Raw genomic sequence first — 16,100 nt, 5'->3', positions numbered from 1 at the left:
CATGCCCCCCGCGCCGAGGAGCCCTCGCCGCCGTGAGGTGCTGGACGAACTGCGTGCCGCCCCGGCGCCTCTGGGCGTGACGGAGGTCGCCGAACGGATCGGCGTCCACCCCAACACCGTGCGCTTCCATCTGGACGCACTGGTGGCCGAGGGCCTGATCGAGCGGCAGCTCGAAGAGCCCGCCGGCCCCGGCCGGCCTCGCACCGTCTACGCGCCGCAGCCGGGAATGGACCGCGGAGGCACCCGGAGCTACCGCCTGCTGGCCCAGATCCTGCTCAGCCACCTGGCGTCGACCGGACCCGACAACGCACACCGGGCCGCCATGGAGGCCGGCCGGGCGTGGGGCCGCTTCCTGATCGACCCCGTACCGCCCTACCACCGTCCCACGGCCGAGGAGTCGGCGGTCCGGCTCACGGCCCTGCTGGACGATCTCGGCTTCTCACCCACGCCAGAAGGGGGCGGCGACGGCGGGGCGCCGGAGCGGATCCGGCTGCGGCACTGCCCCTTCCTCGAACTTGCCCAGGAGCACGGGCAGCTGGTCTGCTCCGTGCATCTGGGGCTGATGCAGGGGGCGTTGGCCGAGCTGCGGGCACCGATGGCGGCAGACCGCCTGGAACCGTTCGCCGAACCGGACTCCTGCCTCGCCCATCTGGCACCCGCGCCCCCTGCCGGCTCCGCCACCGCCTGAAGCGGCCGGCTGGCGTCCTGGCCCATTGCCTGACCACGTATGCGCGCCAAGTTGATCCGTAGGAGAAAGGCAGTACATCGATGAACCACACGTCAGCCGCCGTGACCGGTGCGGCGGCCTTCCTATGGCTCGGGATGGTGCTGGCCATCTCGTTCCTGGAGACGCCGTTGAAGTTCCGCGCCCCCGGAGTGACCGTCCCCATCGGACTGGGTATCGGCCGACTCGTCTTCCGAGCGCTGAACCTCGCCGAGACGGCACTGGCCGGCGTGGTGGTCGTCGCGGCCGTCGGGGGAAACGCACCCGCTGCGGTCACCCTGCTGGCCGTCGTCGTGGCCGGCCTGCTCCTCGGGCAGCTGACCGTGATCCGCCCGCGGCTCAACCGGCGGTCCGACCTGATACTGGCCGGCGAGGACCTTCCGCGTTCGCACGGCCACCTGCACTACGTGATCGCCGAGATCGCCAAGGTCATGCTTCTGATCGGCCTCGGCACCAGCGTTCTGGCCGTGTGACCCTCCTCCTGGTCACCTTCCTCCCGGCGGGCTGACGGGCGTCATCCTGGCCTCCCCGCCACTGGACTTCCACGTCACCGACTCGTACTTCGTGGTGGCCCACTTCCCTTACGTGGTCTTCGGCACCGTGGTGTTCGCGATGTTCTCCGGGTCTACTTCTGGTGGCCGAAGTTCACCGGGAAAATGCTCGGCGAGCGCCTCGGGAAGATCCACTTCTGGACGCTGTTCGTCGGCTTCCACACGACGTTCCTGGTCCAGCACTGGCTGGGCGCGGAAGGCATGCCACGCCGCTACGCCGAGTACCTCGCCGCCGACGGCTTCACCGCGCTCAGGACGATCTCCACGATCGGAGCCTTCCTGCTGGGCTTGTCCACGCTTCCCTTCCTCTACAACGTCTGGAAGACCGCCAAGCACGGGCGTGCGGTCAAGGTCGATGACCCGTGGGGCTACGGCCGTTCGCTGGAGTGGGCCACGTCTTGCCCGCCGCCGCGGCACAACTTCCTCACCCTGCCGAAGATCCGCAGCGAGTCTCCGGCCTTCGACCTCCGCCACCCGGACGTCGCGGCCCTGGACCAGGCCGAGAACCTGGGCCGGTGCGCCGACGCCCGCCGTGGCTCAGCCCCCGCACGCACGAACGGCCTGGACGACGGTGCCATGGACTGAGGCGGAGGCGGCGCACCGATGGACAACCGACATGGCGCGGGCATCGCCCCGCCACGGCGGGGCGGTGAACCAGTCAGACCTCGATGCGGCGTCCCGACAGCGAAACTTGCGTGGAGGGGCCTTCGGCGGGACCGTGGAAAGGTGTTCCGCTGGCGAGTGTGGCCTCAGCTCATGGCCGCGTTTGCCAAGATGCGCGGAGGGCTGAGGGCAACGCAAAGGCATGGTGCGCAGCTGCCCGGCGTCGCGATGATGTCGGTGATGGCGTTGGCCGTTCTCCTGGTCCTGCTGGAGCTGGCGATCGGCGACAGCACGGTGAGACTGATTCCCCTCATGGTCATGTTGCCCGCGCTGACGGCAACGGTCGGCACGCTGCGCGAGACGGCCTACGCCGTCGTGTGGCGTACAGGCCGCTTCCCTCGCTCGGCGACCAGGTCATCGTGATGCTGCTGGCCTTGGCGCTGGGTGCGCTGTGCGTCCTGACCTGCCGTAACCGGATCAAACGGGAGGAGGAGACACGACGCATGCGATCCGGCGCTGCCACGCTTCAGCGTCAGATGCTGCGCGCGTTGCCCGTGGCCATGATCGGGTGATCGTCGACGGAGTGTGTCTGATGGTAGAGGAGACCTGCTGGTGGGCGGAGACGCCTACGAGGCCGGGGCCTCACCCTACGGAACGCGTCTGCTCATCGGCGACGTTCAGGGCGAGGGCTTGCCCGCGGTGGCAGCTGCCTTCGCGGTGCTCGGCGCGTTTCGGGAAACCGCCCAGAGTGAGCCTACGCGCACGGCTGTCGCCGACGCCCTGGGGGCGGCGGTGGAGCGGCACAACGCCTTCGCGGCGCGGTCCGGGCCCGAGCGCTTCGTTACCGCGCTGCGCTTTCCCGTACGGCGCGACACTCCTGCTCTGCAGCGACGGCGTCACCGAGACACGTGACGCCGCCGGCGAGTTCTCTCCCATCGAAGAGGGACTGCGGGGCTGGGCGGATGTGTCCCCATGGAAGGTGGCCCGCAAACTGACCGCTGACCTGCGCCGATATACCGATGGCGAGCAGCGGGACGATATCACCGCGCTGGTGGTCCGCAAGGTCAACTGAACGGGAAGGCATTCCATGACGCAGTCCACCACTCGTGCACCCGTCGTGGTGGGAACCGATGGCTCAGGAGCTTCGGAACTCGCCATGCGTTTCGCCCTGCAGGAGGCACAACTGCGCAGTACCAGCGTGCGTGCCGTGTGTGCGTACGACTTCACCGTCACCAGGGCAACTATGTCCGGCTGGCTGACCGTGCCGGATTCCTACGATCTGGACACACAGATACGTGACGCCACCTACGAGTCCATCGCCCGCACGGTGGAAGAGGCCAGGCAGGAGTTGGGCGGTCCTCCCGTCGAAGTGGAGATCAAGGTGGAGCCGGGTCGTCCCGCGCAGGTCCTGCTGGACGCGAGCGCAGACGCCTGCCTCCTGGTCGTGGGCAGCAGAGGCTCTGGGGCGTGGGGACGCCTCACCCTGGGTTCCACCAGCACCGAGGTCGTGCATCACGCCCACCTCCCCGTCGTCGTCGTGCCGTCCAGGACGCATGCAGAACCAACCTGACGCGTGCCCCCTGCCGCGTGCCACCGACAGACCCACAGGCATGTGGCCCGATCCGCAATCGGATGAGGAGGAAGCATCGTGGATGTGCTTACCCGCCTGTCGAAGAGTGGGGTGTCCATCTGGCTCGACGACCTGAGCCGGCAAAGACTGACCGACGGCAGCCTGGCGCAGTTGGTCAGGGACCGGCATGTCGTGGGCGTGACGACGAACCCGACGATCTTCGCGAAGGCCATCACGGGCAGCGACACCTACTCCCCTCAGATCAAGGACCTGGCGCTGCGCTCCGTCGAGGTGGGCGAGGCACTGCGGGCCCTGACCACGTTCGACGTGCGCTGGGCCTGCGATGTGCTGCATCCGGCCTACGAGGCAAGCGACACCGTGGACGGGCGGGTCTCGATCGAGGTCGACCCCAGGAACGCGCATGACACCGCCCGCACGGTCGCCGAAGCGCGGGCGCTGTGGTGGCTGGTGGACCGGCCGAATCTGTTCGTGAAGATCCCGGCAGCCAAGCAGGGCCTGGAAGCGATCAGCGCGTGTCTGGCCGAGGGCATCAGCATCAACGTCACGCTGCTGTTCTCGCTGGAGCGCTACGACGCTGTCGCGGAGGCGTTCTTGACCGGCATGGAACGCGCCCGCGACAAAGGGCACGACCTGTCCGAGATCGCGTCCGTGGCGTCGTTCTTCGTCTCCCGGGTGGATACCGAGATCGACCGGCGGCTCGACCGCCTGGGCGGCGACCGGGCCGCCGCCCTGCGCGGGCGGGCCGCGGTCGCCAATGCCCGGATCGCCTACGAGCACTACGAGCACACCCTCGCCACGGACCGGTGGAAGCGCCTGGAACGGGCCGGTGCCAGACCGCAGCGCCTGCTGTGGGCTTCCACGGGCGTGAAGGACCCGGCCTACGCCGACACCCGCTACGTGATGGACCTGGTCGCCCCCGACGTCGTCAACACCATGCCTGAGGCGACACTCAACGCCGTTGCCGACCACGGCGTGCTCCCGACCGGCAGCATCCGCGACACCTACGGCGAGGCACACGACATCCTCGACGAACTGGCCCGACTTGGCATCGAGTACGCCGACGTCGTCCAGACGCTGGAGGACGAGGGCGTGCAGAAGTTCGACGCCAGCTGGGACGAGCTGGCCGGGAAACTCGCTGAGAGCCTGACCACGCCGGCAGCATCCGGACGCGAAGCGGCCGACAAGAGCAGGAAGGACGCGTGATGGCCAAGGCCACGTTCGTGATCGCCGGGGCGAGCCTGGCCGGCGCCAAGGGCGCCGAAGCACTGCGCGGGCACGGCTTCGAGGGCCGGATCGTACTCATCGGGGATGAGCCGGAGCCGCCGTACGAACGCCCGCCGCTGTCCAAGGGGTATCTGCAGGGCAAGCAGGACCGCGAGACGATCTTCGTCCACCCTCTTCAGTGGTACACCGACCACGACATCGAGCTACGGCTGGACACCACCGTCACCGCGCTCGACCGCCACCGGCGCACGGTCACCGTCTCCGGTGGCGAGACGATCGGCTACGACAAGCTGCTGCTGGCCACCGGCGCCTCCCCGCGTCGCCTCCCGGTACCTGGCGCGGACTTCGACGAAGTGCTCCACCTGCGCCGCGTCGGCGACTGCGAACGCATCCGATCGACGTTGCGGACCGCCTCCCGCATGGTCTTCGTCGGCGGAGGCTGGATCGGCCTCGAAGTGGCCTCCGCCGCCCGGACCGCCGGCGTCGAGGTCACCGTCCTGGAAGCGGGCGAACTGCCCCTGCTGCGCGTCCTGGGCCCACAGATCGCGCCCGTGTTCGCCGACCTCCACCGGGAACACGGCGTCGACCTGCGAGTCAGCGCGCAGGTCACCGAGATCGCCGGCACCGGCCAGAAGGCCGCCGGGGTTCTGCTGGCCGACGGGACCCGCATCGACGCCGACGCTGTCCTGGTCGGCATCGGCGCCGTCCCCCACACCCAACTGGCCACCGACTCCGGTCTGCAGGTCGACAACGGCGTCGTGGTCGACGCCTCCCTGCGCAGCTCCGACCCGCACATCTACGCGGTCGGTGACGTGGCCAACGCCTTTCACCGCGGGCTGGACAGACACATCCGCCTGGAGCACTGGGCCAACGCCCTGCACCAGCCCGAGACGGCCGCCCGCTCCATGCTGGGCGAGCGGTCGATCTACGACCGGGTGCCGTACTTCTTCACCGACCAGTACGACCTGGGCATGGAGTACGCGGGCTATGCAGAACCCGGAAAGTACGACGACGTCGTCGTACGTGGCGACCTGTCCCGACGCGAGTTCCTCGCCTTCTGGCTGGCCGACGGACGTGTACTGGCCGGCATGAACGTCAATGTCTGGGACGTCAACGACACGATCCAGCACCTGATCCGCTCCGGCAACCAGATCGACCGGGACAAACTCGCAGATCCGGACCTACCACTGGACCAGCTCATCCCCAACTGACACAGCGCTTGGGCCAATTGCACCATCCACTGAGCGTTTTCAGAGCAGCCACTGATCTGCACGCCGCCGCTCTGCACCGGGGGCGGCTGTGGGGGCCGACCGGACACAGCTCTGACGGGTTCGGATGAGCTGTCGCCGATAAAATGGAGAATCGGAAACATCTGCCTCGCACGGGATGCACATGTCGGCCCGCCTGAGAGCTGGGGCGGGCGACCGACCTGAAAGGCACCCTTATGGCCAAACAGATCACCTATCGCCGAGTCTACGAGGAGCCCTCCCCGAAGGACGGCAAGCGCGTGCTGGTCGACCGTGTCTGGCCGCGAGGCATGCGCAAGGAGGAGGCGCGTCTGGACGAGTGGCTCCGCGATGTCGCCCCGTCGACCGAACTGCGTAAGTGGTACGGCCATGAACCCGGTCGCTTCGCCGAGTTCCGCCGCCGCTACCTCGCGGAACTGCGTGACGCTGGACACCGCGAGGCAGTCGAGCATCTGCGTGCTCTGGCTGGGAACGACAGGCTCATGCTGCTGACCGCCACCAAGGACGTGGACCACAGCCAGGCCGCCGTCCTCGCCGAGTGGCTGACCAAGAGCCGCTGACCAATGCGCGAGACACTGGTGGTGTCGGCCCCCGGCGGACCGCGATCGGGTACGGGCGTGCCCGATCGACCGTCCTCGCTTCGCCGTGCCGGGGAGTTCCAGCGTCCGGAGCCATGAAAAGGGATGATCATGCGAACGAACATCATCCGGCACGAGACCATGATGGTGAGCTACGACTTGGTCAACGGCTGGACGGTCGTCGAAGTCGACGGTGACGTGGACGCGCATACCGCCCCCATGATCCGCGAAGCAGTCATCAGGCTTGTCGACGAGGGGCACCGCCACTTCGTACTGGACCTGGGCTTCGTCACCTTCATGGACTCGATGGGGCTGGGCGTGATCGTGGCGATCACCAAACGCATCCGTGAACACAAAGGTTCGCTGCGTATCGCATCCGTCTCCGTCCGGGTACTCAAGATCTTCGACCTCAGCGGCATGCGCGAGAGCTACGACATCTACCCGACGACACCGGAAGCGACGCAATCCGTTCCCGCGTCCGGCAGCCTCGCGCACTGGCCGCATCGCTCCTCCCACTGAGGAACGCCGCTGGGCCGCCGACTCGGAGGTCCAGACGGCGACCAGCAGACGAGGCAGGCAGCCGCCGGTGACGTCCCGTTCCTGCTGTCCGACGGCAGGGGGACGCCGCGCGTGTCACTCACCCCCTTTTTGGGCTGTCCAAGGGGGTGCGCAGGGCGAGCAGGGCGACATCGTCGTCGAACACCTGCCGGCTTCGGCTGATCAGGGCGTCGCACAGTTCCTCCAGTGGGGCCGTGACCAGGCGTGCGGCCTGCTCGGCGAGGTCGTCAAGTCCGGTGTCGATGTCCTGGTCGCGACGCTCGACCAGCCCGTCGGTGAACAGCAGCAGGGTGCTGCCGGGCAGAAGGGGGTGTTCGTGGCTGTACCGGGAGACGGACGCATCGATGCCCACCGGGATGCCGTGGCGAGCGGGGGCGAGGTAGCGCGCGCTGCCGTCCGCGCCGACCAGCAGCGGCGGCAGATGCCCCGCGTTGCTCCAGCTGAACGTGTACTCCCCGCCCCCTTCACGGCCACGCTCGATGCGGCCGAGTACCAGGGTGGCCGTGGGCGGATCGTCGAACATCGTCAGGGCATGGTCCAGTCTCGACATGACCTGGCCGGGCGGCTCGCCCCGGTCGAGGGCGAGTGCCCGCAGCATGTTGCGGATCTGGCCCATCAGCGGGGCGGCCTCGACATCGTGGCCGGTCACGTCGCCCACCACCACGCAGATGGCGCCGTCGGGAAGGGTCATGGCGTCGTACCAGTCTCCGCCCAACCTGGGCAGAACCGAGGCCGGTTCGTAGCGGGCGGTCGCCTCGAGCGGCGCAAGGTCGGGAAGAACGGGCAGCATGCGACGCTGGAAGTGCTCGGCGGCGCGTTTCAGATGCTCGTAAAGGCGGGCGTTCTCGAGACTGACGCCCGCCGCACTGGCCAGCGCGGTCAGCAGCCCCTCGTCATCGTCGTCGAAGGGTGTGCCGTCCTTCTTGTCGGCGAGGTAGAGGTCGCCGTAAACGGTGCCACGCACCATGAGCGGAACACCTATCAGGGTCCGCATGAGCGGATGCCCGGACGGAAACCCGACGGAACGCGGGTGCGCGGCCACATCCGCCACCCGCAGCGGCTCCCGGTCGTCCACCATGGTGTGCAGCAGCCCGTGGCCCTGCGGCATGCCCATGTCGGCACACAAGTGCGGGTCTTCGATGCCCACCGTGATCAGGTCGATGACCTTGCCGCTCTCCGAGAGCACGCCCAGTGCCCCGTAGCGCGCGGCCACGAGGTCGGTGGCGGCCTCCACGATGCGATGCAGCACCGTGCGGGTGTCCATGTCGGAACTGACCGCCCCGATCGCGTCCAGCAAGTGGCGCAGCCGCTGCCGGTCCAGGTCACGCTGCGGCGGCCGGGCGGCCACGCCCTCCAGGGTCCGGCCCCGCTCCCGCCTGTGCCACGGGTTGTGCGCCATGGTGCTTCCTCCCGGCGCCATCAGGCACCGTCATCACGTCGCCGTGCCTTGTCACATTACGCGCTCACCTGAAGGGAAGCAGGCCACACCGGCACGCCGGACCTGCGCCCGCCCGACGAGGCCGCTGCGTCCGGCATTCCCGGCCGTGCCGACCGCACAGAGGCCACGGTCAGGCCACGATGACGACGGGGCAGTGCGCGTGGCGGGCCATCCACGCCGGCATGGTGACGGAACGCGTCGGCGACCTGGGCATCGTCGATGGCTTCGTGCGGGAGAGTGTCGACGAGCTCATGTTGGTGGCCCGCTTCCGGTGGTTGGCCAGTGGCGATCCGTCCACTGTGGTGCCCGCAGTCATGGCGGCGGCAGGGCTGCCGCATACGCCCCACCGAGCGAGCGGACAGTAAAAACGGCGACGGCCCGCCACGGCGCAGCCGTCGCTGAAGCCGAAGTGCCACCTGCAGGCCGCTGTTACCGCCGCCCACCCGGACGCGCCTGTTGGACCTCTACGGGTCGGCCGGCAGCGGGCCCGTACCTGACCGTCAACGCTACTCAATGTGCTGCCTCAGACGCGTTGTGAGCTCACGCAGCGCTCGCGCACGGATCGGCCGATAATGGAAGCGATCGACTTTCGGTGAGACGAGACGAGAGCGCACGTCGCGCGTCTTGAGGCTGCAAATGAACGATCAATCCATGCAGATGAATGGCCCCCCGCCGGTCGTCGGGCTGGTTGGTGAGAGCCTGGTACCCGTCACGGACGAGGTGGAGTGGGCGGCTGTGTCGCCGCGGCACATCGCCCCCGAGGAGTGGCAGCGGTTCGAGGGCTACGTCAAGGAGATCTTCGAGGCGCTCGGCCTGGCTGTGGGATCAGCGGCCACCGCGGACACGCCCCGCCGCTTCCTGCGCGCCCTCTTCGACGCCACCAGCGGGTACGAAGGCGATGAGAAGCTGGTCACCGCCTTCGAGACCGAATGCCACGGCGGTTCGGACTGCCGAATCAGTCAAATCGTCGAAGGGCCGATTCCGTTCTTCGCTCTCTGTGAGCACCACGCTCTGCCGTTCTTCGGCAAGGCGTACGTCGGGTACATCGCCCATGAGCACATCCTCGGCCTGTCCAAGCTGACCAGGCTGGTGCGTTTGTTCGCCCGCCGTTTCTCGGTGCAGGAGCGCATCGGCCGCCAGCTCGCCGAATCCTTGCAGCAGATCCTGCTGCCGCACGGCGTCGCGGTCCACCTGGAAGCGGTGCATCTGTGCACGCAGATGCGCGGTGTGCGGGAGATCGAGTCCAGCACTCGTACCACCCACTGGCGGGGCACCTACGACGAAGATCCTCAACTGCGCGGCGAATTCTTCACGCTGTGCGGCCAGCGCGGCCTGGCCGGACATGGCTGAGGCCGGCGCCGCGCACACCGCCGGCCCAACACGGACAGGCTCGGTGAGGCCCCTGGAGTTGCTGTATGAGAAGGCCGGGCAGCCCCATTTCGGTCTGCCCCCTGCGCTCGCCACCGCCTACGGCGGCAACCTGGGCTTCACCACGCCCTGCGTGTACGCAAACTTCGTCACCTCACTTGACGGAGTGGTCGCCCTCGGCCCCGCATACCCCTCTTCCGGATCGGCGATCAGCGGGCGTGAACCCGCGGACCGCTTCGTCATGGGCCTGCTGCGCGCATGCGCCGACGCGGTGCTCATCGGCGCCGGTACACTCCGAGCCACACCCCGCCACCTCTGGACCCCCGATCACGTCTGTCCGCAAGCCGCGCCCGACTTCGTCGACTTACGACGCAGCCTGAAACGTGCCACGCAGCCGCAACTGGTTATGGTCACAGCGAGCGGCGACGTGCCCACCGAGCACCCAGCGCTGCAGTCCGGCGCGCTCGTGGCCACCACCACGGACGGCGCCCGCCGGCTCGAGGGACACCTGCCGCCAACCTGCGTGATACTCACCGCGGTCGAAGGATCCGCCCTCCGTATGGCCGACGTCCTCTCGGCTCTCCACGCCCGGGGCCACACTGCGGTCCTCACCGAGGGCGGGCCGCAGCTCATCGGTCACCTGCTCGGCGAGGGCCTGCTGGACGAGCTGTTCCTCACTACGTCCCCAGTGCTCGCCGGCCGGGACGGCACATACCGGCCCGGGGTGATCTCCGGACTCGAACTGCTGCCGGACCAACCGGTGTGGACGGACCTGATCAGCGTCCGTCGACAGAACTCATACCTCTACCTGCGCTACCGGCTTCGTACCCCAAGCGGCCGAGGAGCGATCCCGAACGCCGAGCCGCCGGCGGACGATGCGGAACCTCCCGCTCAGGAAGGCGGTGCAAGGGACGCGTCCCTCTGAGCGGGACACACCTCAAAGAGGGACAGACGAAAAGCAGCGGCGCGCGAAGTTGCGGCGCCGAGGGACGAGTGGGACGAGGTTGGCGATGCGTGCATTGACGGTGCGGCCCGGCTCAAGGGGGCCCGTTGAGGTACGGGATGTGCCGGAGGCCGTCCCGGCAACCGGTGAACTGTTGGTGCAGGGCTTGGCGGTGGGGGTGTGCGGAACGGACAGGGAGATCGCCCGAGGTGAGTACGGCTGGGCCCCTCCGGGCCGTGAGTGGCTGGTCCTCGGGCATGAGTCTCTCGGGCGAGTGCGCCAGGCGCCTCCTGGCAGCGGTTTCTCGTCCGGTGACCTTGTCGCCGGGGTGGTGCGCCGGCCGGACCCCGAGCCCTGTGGGGCCTGCGCCCGGGGGGAGTTCGACATGTGCCGCAACGGCCGCTACACCGAACGCGGTATCAAGGAGATCGACGGCTATGGCGCGCAGGTGTGGTGCGTGGAAGCCGACTACGTGGTGAGGCTGGAGCCGCATCTGGAGCACGTTGGTGTGCTCATGGAACCGACCACCGTGGTGGCGAAGGCGTGGGAACAGGTGGGGCGGGTCGGTGCCCGTTCGTGGTTCGAGCCGCGCCGCGTCCTGGTGACCGGTGCGGGGCCCATCGGCCTGCTCGCCGCCCTCTTGGGCAAACAGCGCGGCCTGGAGGTGCACGTGCTCGACCGGGCGACCGAAGGGCCCAAGCCCGCTCTGGTTCGGGACTTGGGCGCCACCTACCACGCTGAGGGGATTGAGCAGGTCATCTCCGCCGTGTGTCCGGATGTCGTCATCGAAGCCACGGGCGCGAGCGAGCTCGTCTTCGCCTCGTTGACGGGCACCGCGCCCTACGGGGTGGTGTGCCTGACCGGTGTGTCGCCCGCAGGCCGCAGGGTGAGCGTGGACGCGGGCGCCATCAACAGGGAGATCGTGCTGGAGAACGACGCGGTGGTGGGATCGGTCAACGCCAACCTGCGCCACTACCGCCAGGCTGCCGACGCGCTGGCCAAAGCCGACCTGTCATGGCTTGAGCGACTGATCACCCGGCGTGTGCCGCTGGAGCGCGCGGCAGAGGCATTCACTCCGCAACCGGACGACGTCAAGGTGGTCATCGAGTTGTAGCGGGCACGATCCGCAGGCAGGCCCTAGCCTGGACGGATGTCGCACCACACCGCTCCGCTGGTCGTGATCATGGGCGTGTCGGCCTCGGGAAAGACCACGGTGGGCCAGTTGCTGGCGCAGCGCCTCGGTGTTCCGTACGCCGAGGCGGACGACTTCCACCCCCCAGCCAATGTGACGAAGATGCGAGCCGGCCACCCGCTGGATGACGAAGACCGCCGCCCCTGGCTGGACGAGATCGCACGATGGCTGGTTGATCATGAGGACAGCGGAGGGGTGGTGTCCTGCTCGGCGCTGAAGAGGCGTTACCGTGACCGGCTGGCTTCCGCCGCGGCGCACGTCTTCTTCTTGCACCTCGATGGCTCGCGTGAGCTGATTGCCGCACGGATCACTGCGCGAAAGGGCCACTTCATGCCGCCCGGCCTGCTCGATTCGCAATTTGCCGACCTAGAACCGCTGGGCGACGACGAAGCGGGCGCGGCCATCCCGGTCGACGGTACGCCGCAGGAGACCGCTGCCCTCGCTCATGCCGCCGTCACCCCCTCCTGAACATTGCGCTGCTCCATCCCTCGAACCGCCTGCCAGCCAAATGGAGGGCATCGCCGCCGCTGCCGTGCCCGTTCTCCGTGTCCTAGCGTCGTCAGTGGTTCCGGTTCGGCAGCAGCACGCCGGCAGCGTCGAAGCCAGGAAATCGAGCAGCACAGCGGGCTTGACGACCCGTCTCCTCGATGTACGGACAGCCCGGTTCACCGATCAGCGGGAAGAGGTGAAGGCGGGCCGGGTGACAAGTTCAGCTGTCGCGGCGCGCCGGGTCGGTAGCCGACCGATGCCGAGACCGAAACGTTCCTTGAGGGACACATCGCGAACGAGAACGTCCAACAGTTTGTCAGTACGCGAGTTTGCGGGCCAGCAACTGGGCGGGCACGCGCCGAGTCGGGATGAGGCGGGCGGGGCTTCCAGGTGCTCGCCGGAGACGACTCCGCCGCCAAGAGCAAGATCGCGGAGCTTGTCCGCTCCGGCGCGATGCGCCCGTTTGACGTAGGTCCGCTGCGCAGAGCCCGTGAGCTGGAGGCGATGGGATTCCTGCACATCGCCGTCCAGCAGCCCCTCCAGCTGAACTGGCACAGCTCGATCAAGATCCTTCCTTGACCGACGTCTGGTGCGTGGACCTGTGTCTGTGGCAGACAATCCGCCGGTGCCTACCAGCCAGAATGCCGCGACGGAAAGCCGGCTGAGCGCGCAGCGCACGGTGGTGGACGGCGTCTGTGTCGTGACCGTGCACGGCGAGATCGACCACCAGTTCCGCTGCTGATGCGGCGCAGCAGTTCTCGTCCCACTTCTCCGTCGGTCAGGTCGGTGCCGGGCACGAACACCGGCCCGGGGTCGATGTCGCGGGCGAGCAGGTCGGTCAGCGGGATGCGCAGGGCCATTGCGAGCGCGTCGAGGGTCTCGATGGTCGGGTCGCCCCGGCCGGCCTCCAGCTGCGAGAGCGTCGCCTTGCTCAGGCCCGCCCGGCGGGCCAGTTCGGCACTGCTCATCCCGCGTTGTTCGCGGCGCCGGCGGATCTGGGCTCCGACCGCGATCACGGTGCTGCTGGCGGGCCGGCGCTCCCCTGACGGCGTCATGACCGCTCCCGGTGAGCGGCGCTGTAGGAGACGCGGATCCGGCCCTTTTTGACCTTCCGTGTCGGCAGGACGAGGCAGAGACCGCCGATCCATGGACAGACCTTCCTCTCCCGCCCCCACGCGAGCGCCCCTACGGTCGAGCTGCGGGTGCTCACCGGCCCGCCGTAACCAAGGAGCGGGACACCCATGAAGATGACCGGCAACACGATCCTGATCACCGGCGGGACCTCGGGCATCGGCCTCGGTCTGGCCCTGCGTCTGCACGAGGCCGGCAACAAGGTGGTCGTCGCCGGCCGGCGCAAGGAACTCCTCGACGAGATCACGGCCGAGCACCCGGGCATCGACGCGCTCGTCCTCAATGTCGCGGACCCCGACTCGATCGCCCGGGCCCGTGAGTCCGTGGCGGCGAGCCACCCGGGGTTGAACGTCCTGGTCAACAACGCCGGCATTCAGCTGCAGGAGAGCGTCCTCGATCCGGCCGGACTCCAGGTCGCCGAGGATCACGTCGCGGTCAATCTACTCGGCCCGATCCGGATGACGTACGCCTTCCTGCCGCTGCCCATGCGCTGGAAGACCGCACTGAACGCCTTCGACATCACCTTCGACGGCCGTCTCTCCGCAGCCGGTCAGTAACCTCAACAACCCTAGTTACACCGCTCGTTTGACAGACCCGAGACGCCTCCTCGCGGAGCAGGATGCGAAGGCCCTCGTGGCTGATGTGGTCGACCACCCCCTCGGCGACCAGGAAGTCGGCCGGCTTGGCCAGGCTCCAGGTCGAGAACGGCAGGCCGTGCTCGACCGGCTTGGACTCGGCGATCTTCTTGATCTCCCGGCGCTCCGGCAGGGTGAAGGTCTTCGGCCGGCCGCCCTTGTACTTGGGGTAAAGCGAGTCGAAGCCGTCCGCGTTGACGTTGTGGAGCACGTCGCGGACCCGGTCGTCGCTGGTGAACAAGAAGCTGCGACGCGAGGCCGTGCGGGCGCCGAGGCTGATGTGCCAAGGGTTCAGGGGAGAGGAACGCGGGTCCGCCGCCCGGGGCTGGATTCAGCATGGACCGCGTCACGGGGTTGGCGATCTGCTGTTCGATCAGGCGGGCCGGGGTCGGGGGCAGCAGAACGGGAGCCTTGTCGAACGGGATGCAGAACCCACGGATTCCGCAGCTGTTGCCCGAAGTCCCCCGTGGGCGCCGTGCCGACGCGCAGCGTCGATGTCCCCGAGTATCCGGCTCGTCCGGATACGAGCCACCGGCAGAAGTACGGCCGCCGGTACTTCTGCCGGGAGAACCGCCTGGGCGAGGGACGCCGGGAGTGATCGACTGAGGACGAACGCGGGATGCCGCCCCTGGCAGGCACTCCGCCCGGCACCTCCCGGGCGGACGGCCGGTGGGGGCGGATCCGGTGCGCTCAGGGAAGCGGCGGCGACCACCCGCTCCACCGGCCGCCCCGGACGTGTCGCCGACCACGGGCGACCGTCGTCCCACTGACCATCGACCACCGACTGACGGCCAACGGCCGACGACCACCGACCGACGACAGCCGTCGTGCCGTCGTGCCGTCGGATCATCGAACGGGGACCTCTCACATGAACAGCAACGCCGCAGACTCCGCGGGCCCGTCCAGGCGCAGCGTGTTGGCCGCCGGCGCGCTGACCGCCGCCGCCATGGCCTACCAGACAAGCCGGGCCCCCGCGGCGTCGGCCGCCGCCAAGCCGGCCATCTTCTACGCCCCGCACCAGGACGACGACGCGATCGGGTTGGCCGGGTCGATCCTGGAGCACAAGGCGGCAGGCCGGCCCGTCTACCTCGTCCTGGTGAGCAATGGCCGCAATCCCGACCTTGCCGTGCGGATGAACGCCGACCCGTGCCCGCTGACCCAGTGGTCCAGCCCGCATCCGTGCGCCGCGGGCGGCCGGCACAACCTGTCCTGGCCGACCGACGGAACCACCAAGATCGTCGCCGCGCGGACGGCCGAGTTCATGGCGTCCGCGAAGGCGCTGGGCGTGGACAAGGTCATCAACTTCAAGGTGGTGGACGACGGGTTCTCCAGCACCTCGGCCTACAACAAGCTGGTCGACCGGATCGAGGCGAAGGTCAGGGCGCTCGCGGCGCAGTACCCCGGCGCCTCGCACAAGTTCACCGCCGGGTGGCTGGAGCACACCGAGACGCACAAGGCGGGCAGCGACGTGGCCTACCGGCTGATGAACGACGGCACGATCTCCGACGTGCGGTTCAACGACGTCTACGCCTACAAACGCCCCCAGCAGGACCGTGCGGACGGCGCCGCCTACGTACTGAACATCCCCAGCTCGCACATGAAGATCAAGCGCAACGCGATGTACGCCTACAACACCTGGGACCCCTCCCGGAACCTCTACGCGCTCGGCTATCACAGCGTCCCGGAACTGCTGGAGGCCGCGCACGCCGACCCGCGCGAGTTCGTCCACACCCTGCCCTCCGACTACCGGCCCGGCAAGGGCAACTGACCACCGGGATCACCGCGATATCCGGATAGACACCACCAAACCGGCCGACGGCTTCGAGCC

21 protein-coding genes and 2 pseudogenes are annotated in these 16,100 nt (G+C 68.5%); 20 read left to right on the top strand and 3 right to left on the bottom strand.

The genetic code is table 11. From position 1 onward, the window contains the following. The first annotated feature begins 1 nt into the window (after nucleotide 1). The 12 genes and pseudogenes from OG802_RS34510 to OG802_RS34455 all read left to right on the top strand — a co-directional run bounded on the left by OG802_RS34510 (nucleotide 2) and on the right by OG802_RS34455 (nucleotide 7,037). Entirely contained in the window at nucleotides 2-688 is a 687-nt protein-coding gene (locus tag OG802_RS34510) for a helix-turn-helix transcriptional regulator (protein ID WP_329416791.1), read from the top strand. An 80-nt stretch (nucleotides 689-768) separates the two neighbouring features. Next, nucleotides 769-1,197: a hypothetical protein gene (locus OG802_RS34505; RefSeq protein ID WP_329416790.1), complete on the top strand. Its 429-nt coding sequence runs from the start codon at nucleotides 769-771 to the stop codon at nucleotides 1,195-1,197. Between the two features lie 25 nt (nucleotides 1,198-1,222). Further along, nucleotides 1,223-1,860 (top strand): annotated as a pseudogene (locus tag OG802_RS34500) (cytochrome c oxidase subunit I); the annotation flags it as partial. A gap of 171 nt (nucleotides 1,861-2,031) precedes the next feature. Then, entirely contained in the window at nucleotides 2,032-2,301 is a 270-nt protein-coding gene (locus OG802_RS34495; RefSeq protein ID WP_329416789.1) for a hypothetical protein, read from the top strand. Continuing rightward, complete coding sequence (locus OG802_RS34490) at nucleotides 2,298-2,450, top strand: hypothetical protein (protein WP_329416788.1); 153 nt, start codon at nucleotides 2,298-2,300, stop codon at nucleotides 2,448-2,450. Before OG802_RS34495 ends, OG802_RS34490 begins: the two co-directional genes overlap by 4 nt. Before the next feature lie 40 nt (nucleotides 2,451-2,490). Further along, nucleotides 2,491-2,790, top strand: coding sequence for a SpoIIE family protein phosphatase (locus OG802_RS34485; protein WP_329416786.1), 300 nt, complete (start codon nucleotides 2,491-2,493; stop codon nucleotides 2,788-2,790). Continuing rightward, a complete protein-coding gene (locus OG802_RS34480; RefSeq protein ID WP_329417633.1) occupies nucleotides 2,756-2,950 on the top strand; it encodes a SpoIIE family protein phosphatase in 195 nt (64 codons plus the stop codon). The genes OG802_RS34485 and OG802_RS34480 overlap by 35 nt, the downstream gene beginning before the upstream one ends. Before the next feature lie 15 nt (nucleotides 2,951-2,965). Next, nucleotides 2,966-3,448 carry a universal stress protein gene (locus OG802_RS34475; RefSeq protein ID WP_329416785.1) on the top strand — a complete coding sequence of 161 codons (483 nt, stop codon included), beginning with the start codon at nucleotides 2,966-2,968 and terminating at the stop codon, nucleotides 3,446-3,448. A gap of 75 nt (nucleotides 3,449-3,523) precedes the next feature. Beyond that, a complete protein-coding gene (tal, locus tag OG802_RS34470; protein ID WP_329417630.1) occupies nucleotides 3,524-4,672 on the top strand; it encodes a transaldolase in 1,149 nt (382 codons plus the stop codon). Next, nucleotides 4,672-5,904, top strand: a complete 1,233-nt coding sequence (locus OG802_RS34465) for an NAD(P)/FAD-dependent oxidoreductase (protein WP_329416784.1) — start codon at nucleotides 4,672-4,674, stop codon at nucleotides 5,902-5,904. The genes tal and OG802_RS34465 overlap by 1 nt, the downstream gene beginning before the upstream one ends. A 233-nt stretch (nucleotides 5,905-6,137) precedes the next feature. Then, nucleotides 6,138-6,500, top strand: coding sequence for a DUF488 domain-containing protein (locus OG802_RS34460; protein ID WP_329416782.1), 363 nt, complete (start codon nucleotides 6,138-6,140; stop codon nucleotides 6,498-6,500). Nucleotides 6,501-6,629: 129 nt separating this feature from the next. Next, nucleotides 6,630-7,037, top strand: coding sequence for an STAS domain-containing protein (locus tag OG802_RS34455; RefSeq protein WP_329416780.1), 408 nt, complete (start codon nucleotides 6,630-6,632; stop codon nucleotides 7,035-7,037). A 118-nt stretch (nucleotides 7,038-7,155) separates the two neighbouring features. Here OG802_RS34455 and OG802_RS34450 read toward each other — a convergent pair whose 3' ends face one another. After that, a complete protein-coding gene (locus OG802_RS34450; protein WP_329416779.1) occupies nucleotides 7,156-8,475 on the bottom strand; it encodes a PP2C family protein-serine/threonine phosphatase in 1,320 nt (439 codons plus the stop codon). 179 nt (nucleotides 8,476-8,654) lie between these two features. Between OG802_RS34450 and OG802_RS34445 the strand changes: the two genes are divergently transcribed. The 6 genes from OG802_RS34445 (at nucleotide 8,655) to OG802_RS34420 (ending at nucleotide 13,085) form a co-directional block, all read left to right on the top strand. Then, a complete protein-coding gene (locus OG802_RS34445; protein ID WP_329416778.1) occupies nucleotides 8,655-8,879 on the top strand; it encodes a hypothetical protein in 225 nt (74 codons plus the stop codon). Nucleotides 8,880-9,150: 271 nt separating this feature from the next. Next, a complete protein-coding gene (folE, locus tag OG802_RS34440) occupies nucleotides 9,151-9,864 on the top strand; it encodes a GTP cyclohydrolase I (protein WP_329416777.1) in 714 nt (237 codons plus the stop codon). Between the two features lie 43 nt (nucleotides 9,865-9,907). Then, nucleotides 9,908-10,807, top strand: a complete 900-nt coding sequence (locus OG802_RS34435) for a RibD family protein (protein WP_329416776.1) — start codon at nucleotides 9,908-9,910, stop codon at nucleotides 10,805-10,807. 85 nt (nucleotides 10,808-10,892) lie between these two features. Beyond that, a complete protein-coding gene (locus OG802_RS34430; protein ID WP_329416775.1) occupies nucleotides 10,893-11,939 on the top strand; it encodes a glucose 1-dehydrogenase in 1,047 nt (348 codons plus the stop codon). A 36-nt stretch (nucleotides 11,940-11,975) separates the two neighbouring features. Then, nucleotides 11,976-12,485: a gluconokinase gene (locus OG802_RS34425; protein ID WP_329416774.1), complete on the top strand. Its 510-nt coding sequence runs from the start codon at nucleotides 11,976-11,978 to the stop codon at nucleotides 12,483-12,485. Between the two features lie 411 nt (nucleotides 12,486-12,896). Then, the gene (locus tag OG802_RS34420; protein ID WP_329416773.1) at nucleotides 12,897-13,085 is read left to right on the top strand and encodes a hypothetical protein; all 189 of its coding nucleotides are present in this window, start codon (nucleotides 12,897-12,899) and stop codon (nucleotides 13,083-13,085) included. A gap of 50 nt (nucleotides 13,086-13,135) precedes the next feature. Here OG802_RS34420 and OG802_RS34415 read toward each other — a convergent pair whose 3' ends face one another. Next, nucleotides 13,136-13,561: a helix-turn-helix domain-containing protein gene (locus OG802_RS34415; RefSeq protein WP_329416772.1), complete on the bottom strand. Its 426-nt coding sequence runs from the start codon at nucleotides 13,559-13,561 to the stop codon at nucleotides 13,136-13,138. Nucleotides 13,562-13,747: 186 nt separating this feature from the next. Between OG802_RS34415 and OG802_RS34410 the strand changes: the two genes are divergently transcribed. Continuing rightward, nucleotides 13,748-14,194, top strand: coding sequence for an SDR family NAD(P)-dependent oxidoreductase (locus OG802_RS34410; protein WP_329416771.1), 447 nt, complete (start codon nucleotides 13,748-13,750; stop codon nucleotides 14,192-14,194). A 46-nt stretch (nucleotides 14,195-14,240) separates the two neighbouring features. On the opposite strand, the pseudogene OG802_RS34405 reads toward OG802_RS34410, so the two are convergent. Next, nucleotides 14,241-14,510, bottom strand: a pseudogene (locus tag OG802_RS34405) (helix-turn-helix domain-containing protein); the annotation flags it as partial. 630 nt (nucleotides 14,511-15,140) lie between these two features. Here OG802_RS34405 and OG802_RS34400 point away from each other — a divergent pair. Then, a complete protein-coding gene (locus OG802_RS34400) occupies nucleotides 15,141-16,040 on the top strand; it encodes a PIG-L deacetylase family protein (RefSeq protein WP_329416770.1) in 900 nt (299 codons plus the stop codon). Nucleotides 16,041-16,100: the final 60 nt, after the last annotated feature.

The sequence above is a fragment of the Streptomyces sp. NBC_00704 genome (assembly GCF_036226605.1).
Lineage (GTDB): Bacteria > Actinomycetota > Actinomycetes > Streptomycetales > Streptomycetaceae > Streptomyces.
The sequence above is the reverse complement of the archived record's forward strand: the minus strand, read 5'-3'. Positions and strand labels throughout refer to the sequence as shown.

Bases quoted from the DNA above. Each gene is read 5' to 3' on its own strand.
- OG802_RS34410 (WP_329416771.1), top strand. From the start codon at position 13,748: ATGAAGATGACCGGCAACACGATCCTGATCACCGGCGGGACCTCGGGC.
- OG802_RS34400 (WP_329416770.1), top strand. From the start codon at position 15,141: ATGAACAGCAACGCCGCAGACTCCGCGGGCCCGTCCAGGCGCAGCGTG.
- OG802_RS34475 (WP_329416785.1), top strand. From the start codon at position 2,966: ATGACGCAGTCCACCACTCGTGCACCCGTCGTGGTGGGAACCGATGGC.
- OG802_RS34450 (WP_329416779.1), bottom strand. From the start codon at position 8,475: ATGGCGCACAACCCGTGGCACAGGCGGGAGCGGGGCCGGACCCTGGAG.
- OG802_RS34505 (WP_329416790.1), top strand. From the start codon at position 769: ATGAACCACACGTCAGCCGCCGTGACCGGTGCGGCGGCCTTCCTATGG.
- OG802_RS34425 (WP_329416774.1), top strand. From the start codon at position 11,976: ATGTCGCACCACACCGCTCCGCTGGTCGTGATCATGGGCGTGTCGGCC.
- OG802_RS34430 (WP_329416775.1), top strand. From the start codon at position 10,893: ATGCGTGCATTGACGGTGCGGCCCGGCTCAAGGGGGCCCGTTGAGGTA.
- OG802_RS34495 (WP_329416789.1), top strand. From the start codon at position 2,032: ATGGCCGCGTTTGCCAAGATGCGCGGAGGGCTGAGGGCAACGCAAAGG.
- OG802_RS34465 (WP_329416784.1), top strand. From the start codon at position 4,672: ATGGCCAAGGCCACGTTCGTGATCGCCGGGGCGAGCCTGGCCGGCGCC.
- OG802_RS34510 (WP_329416791.1), top strand. From the start codon at position 2: ATGCCCCCCGCGCCGAGGAGCCCTCGCCGCCGTGAGGTGCTGGACGAA.
- folE (WP_329416777.1), top strand. From the start codon at position 9,151: ATGAACGATCAATCCATGCAGATGAATGGCCCCCCGCCGGTCGTCGGG.
- OG802_RS34455 (WP_329416780.1), top strand. From the start codon at position 6,630: ATGCGAACGAACATCATCCGGCACGAGACCATGATGGTGAGCTACGAC.
- OG802_RS34415 (WP_329416772.1), bottom strand. From the start codon at position 13,561: ATGACGCCGTCAGGGGAGCGCCGGCCCGCCAGCAGCACCGTGATCGCG.
- OG802_RS34460 (WP_329416782.1), top strand. From the start codon at position 6,138: ATGGCCAAACAGATCACCTATCGCCGAGTCTACGAGGAGCCCTCCCCG.
- OG802_RS34445 (WP_329416778.1), top strand. From the start codon at position 8,655: ATGACGACGGGGCAGTGCGCGTGGCGGGCCATCCACGCCGGCATGGTG.